The organism is Bartonella sp. MR110HLJHH (assembly GCF_042194225.1).
Lineage (GTDB): Bacteria > Pseudomonadota > Alphaproteobacteria > Rhizobiales > Rhizobiaceae > Bartonella > Bartonella grahamii.
Genome location: NZ_JBHIMQ010000039.1, coordinates 1 through 3,726, shown reverse-complemented (window position 1 = coordinate 3,726; position 3,726 = coordinate 1). Strand labels below are relative to the sequence as shown.

At 33.5% G+C, this 3,726-nt stretch carries 4 protein-coding genes and 2 pseudogenes; 2 read left to right on the top strand and 4 right to left on the bottom strand.

The genetic code is table 11. The features are described from left to right. The 4 genes and pseudogenes from ACFIKB_RS08990 to ACFIKB_RS08975 form a co-directional block, all read right to left on the bottom strand. Positions 1-243 (bottom strand): annotated as a pseudogene (locus tag ACFIKB_RS08990) (hypothetical protein); the annotation flags it as partial. Between the two features lie 1,054 nt (positions 244-1,297). After that, the gene (locus ACFIKB_RS08985; RefSeq protein WP_026500655.1) at positions 1,298-1,570 is read right to left on the bottom strand and encodes a type II toxin-antitoxin system YafQ family toxin; all 273 of its coding nucleotides are present in this window, start codon (positions 1,568-1,570) and stop codon (positions 1,298-1,300) included. 1 nt (position 1,571) lies between these two features. After that, on the bottom strand, positions 1,572-1,829 hold the full coding sequence (locus tag ACFIKB_RS08980; protein WP_026500656.1) for a type II toxin-antitoxin system RelB/DinJ family antitoxin: 258 nt from the start codon (positions 1,827-1,829) through the stop codon (positions 1,572-1,574). Positions 1,830-2,130: 301 nt separating this feature from the next. Beyond that, positions 2,131-2,747: pseudogene (locus tag ACFIKB_RS08975) on the bottom strand (type ISP restriction/modification enzyme); the annotation flags it as partial. A gap of 300 nt (positions 2,748-3,047) precedes the next feature. On the opposite strand from ACFIKB_RS08975, the gene ACFIKB_RS08970 reads away from it, so the two are divergent. After that, a complete protein-coding gene (locus ACFIKB_RS08970; protein WP_375653401.1) occupies positions 3,048-3,227 on the top strand; it encodes a hypothetical protein in 180 nt (59 codons plus the stop codon). A 45-nt stretch (positions 3,228-3,272) separates the two neighbouring features. Then, a partial coding sequence (locus ACFIKB_RS08965) for a POTRA domain-containing protein (protein ID WP_375653399.1) occupies positions 3,273-3,726 on the top strand: 454 nt, incomplete at its 3' end.

Below are 3,726 nucleotides of genomic sequence, written 5' to 3'. Positions count from 1 at the left end.
ATCATAGACCCAGCAATTGCCATCATGGGATAAGTTACTTTCATTTTCAATAAAACCGCCGAGGTCTCCCGCCTTAACATCATCAAAATCTCTTAGAGCACGTATACGGTGTAAAGTAAGACCATCAAAAGTGAATTTTTCATTGGTAAATTCGTATTTTTTTGCAGGCTTTTGTTGATTAACAGGCGCGGTTTCATTTGCAATATTAGAGATAACGGGGGGGATTTTTGAGATATTTGTCATAATTAAATCCTTAACGTAAAATTGTTTGTTATTGACGCTCTTAACAAGCATCGGGCGCTAACAAACACGGCGTTAAGTCCGTTGCTTACACTTTTCCCATAAGGGTATTGTATGATGTAAGCACACCCGACAGAGTCATTATATGCTAATTAACACATAAAAAACAGCCAGTATTTTAAAAACATAGGAAAGGTTGTATCGTAACCTATCCGCTTAACGTAAAGTGTTTGTTAATCACTTGATCATTTATATAACAAAATACGTATTTATTGTCAAATACATTTTATCTTGTTTGATATTTTTTATGTTTTTTAAATTCATTATGTGTAAATATTTATCATGTTCTTATCAATTGCTTCTTTTATATTTATATGCTTTTAAAGCTATATTATAAGATTTATAAAACGATTGCGTTATTTTCTGAATCTATACATTTATAATATTTAGAAACGCTCTCATAATGCGTATTTTTATCTTTATAACCTATCAGTTTTTTTACTAAATGGTTTTTAATTTTTTTTGTGAATTTTGTTTATAAGGGGCTCTAATGTAAACAACCTATATTGAACGCACTCTATAAACACAACCTGTAATATATATTTTGTAGGGGTTTTGGGGGTGTTTATATTTTTTTCAAAAATTAGGGAATTAAAAGCGTAAAGTGATATAAGTATTCACAACAAAGCTTTTGAAAACAATAAAGCTATCATTTTAGATTACGGTATAACCTCTTAAAGCCAATGTAAAAGAAGCGTATTCACTTTAAGATGGGATTTATTAAAAATCTTAAAGCAATCAAAATAAGAGTATTTAAAAGTGCAAATGATTTTTTTTAGAATAACGCATATAAACTATTCTTTTAAAAAGGGATACTCAATAATAATTAGGTCAATAAGTTATATTAATAGTGAGAATTTTATTCTTTATTGATTCTATTAGTTTTTTCTCTATCTCTCATCTTTTTTGAGCTTTTTTATAGCTTCAAGAGCGAGTTTTTTACGGTCTGTGCTCTTTATGTAGAGAAAAGTTAGAGTATTTTTAACTTTTCATATAATTATTCTTTGAAAAGGTCAGAGTGCGTTCCTGTACGAATAAGATGTAATTTATCTCCTTCTATTCTATAAATAAGCAGCCAATCTGGTTCGATATGAATATCATGATACCCTACCCAATCGCCTTTTAGTGGATGATCACAGTAATGTCTTGGTAATGGCTTTTCTTCAATTAGAAGACTTAATAGTGTACGCAGCTTATTCATATTTTTACTGCGTTTTTCCGCCTTGCGCACGTCACGTTTAAATTGTCTCGAGCGAACAGGTATCAGCATATTAAATGCCTAAATCCTTAAAAAGGGCATCAGCGTTTTTAAATGTCTTACCTTTACCTTCATCTAATTCCTTTATAGCTTTACGTGTGACACTATTAGGTACTTTAAGCTCAAAAGGCAAACAACCTTCTTCAGCGACACGCAAAAATGTTATGCGGATAAGATCTGATGCACTTAATCCCATGCGTTCTAAAGTAATCATCGCTTGTTTTTTCATTTTAGCAGGAATGCGAGCGCGAACAACAGAATCGGCTTTCATGATTTGTATCTCCATTTATAACCTTTGTTATAGTGTAGCTACACTGTGACTTCAAGTCAATTTTTTAGAATTAAAAACCCTCTGGATAGCAGGTATGGCAAAAAAAACTCCACGAAAAGAATCCTTGATTCGCAATAATTAAGAGGAATGTTGCAAAATCCTATTCTCTTAACTTTATTTTGTTATCCCTCATAGTAAAGAAGATTATATCTAATCAACTTAACAAGAGAGGTATAGATTATGGTTATAAGCTCTATACCCCTTATGAGTTTATCATACCCATTATGTGAGTATGCCAAATCTATTCAGTTTCTCTTAGTTCTAATTTTGGTAAGTTCTTAACGATTTTCATTGTTTCTAAACTTACGGTAATAACCCTTTGAAACAACTCTAATGGATAAGCAGGGTTGCCAATGGTTTCAACAAGCATAGCGATTGGCATCATTCACAATACCACTCTTTTTATCAGTCTTTACACATTGACGCCCCATAACCCATTCAAGAGCGGGTCTACCATTTACGATATACTCATAAGCTTCAAGAGGGATATCTGTTATTGTGATATTGCTATTGTAAATAACAGTGGTTTTATCTTTATCAGATTTTCCATTTTCTTTACCTGCTTTTGCAAATTTCATTTCAGTTACATAATAAAACTTTTCGGGATTAGAGATCTCTGTAACTTTTGGATTACCCTTTTTAAAGGTCACGGGATAAGGCTCTACAGTTTCATAGTTTACGTGCAAATGACCCAGTTCACGCCCTGCTGTTACAAATTTCCAAAAATCCTCAGCAGTTTTTACACAAGGAAGACAATGCAATTCTTTAGAGAGATTATCAGCATAGCGAGCACGGTAATCTTCCGAATGTAAAATTCCGTAACCAATAATAAAAGATATCTTCTTTTGTTATGGTTTTAGTAAGTAAGCAGAGAGGCACTTTTTAAACCTATGTCTGTACTATTATCGCGTTTTTTTTCTTATTTTAGTATAAGCGATTGTCATGCTATTTTTCTTATCAAGCGATAATAATGGAGTGTTTCTTGTTGTCTCTAATATGTAACAGTTCCAATAAATTTGGTATATTCTATGAATAACAGTCTTTACTTGAAGCTCAAGATTATATTACATGCAACACCTTAAAATTAAGAAGCATATAGAGTGTATGATTGTCATTTAACAGTGTAATTATACAAGCTTCAAAAGCGGGGGAAATGATATGGTTTGCACAACTAATAAAGCAGGTGTATACAGTACAGTCTATGCTTTTCTCTTAGATTTTAGAAGTATTATTCTTATCAAAAAATTAAAAAATTGTTACGCGGTTGGCGATTTTTTCTGTGACGCTGACGATATGGTTCATTTTGTTGCTCATTTTGAGGACACAATGAATGCATAGATTTTTTTCACTTTTGTTTTTGCGGCTATTTTGTGCCTTTTCTCGTTGCCGAGTTTTGCCGAAAACATTCGTGAGAAAGCGATTAATCAATCAGAGAGCATCCAACGACAACAAACGCAACAACAACGTTTTCAGCAATTACACCGTAGAAACGAAACCCATGGAGTCTTTTTGCCAGACGATGATACCACATCTGCCTATGGTGCTTCGTCTGGTACAACCTGTTTGCTGATCAAAAGCATTGAATTTGTTGATGCTCAGTTGATTTCTCATACCGACCTTCATGAAGCCATTTCTCTTTGGGAAGGGCGGTGTTTGGGGATTGCCGAAATCAACAAAGTGCTCAAAGCGGTGACCAAGCTTTATATGAAGCGCGGCTATATTGCGGTGCGGGCTTATTTGCCTGAGCAAGATTTAAGCGGCGGTCATCTCAAGATTGTTGTAGTTGAAGGTGTGATGGAAGATATTACCCTTGATGGGCATAAAGTTGGAAGGAAAT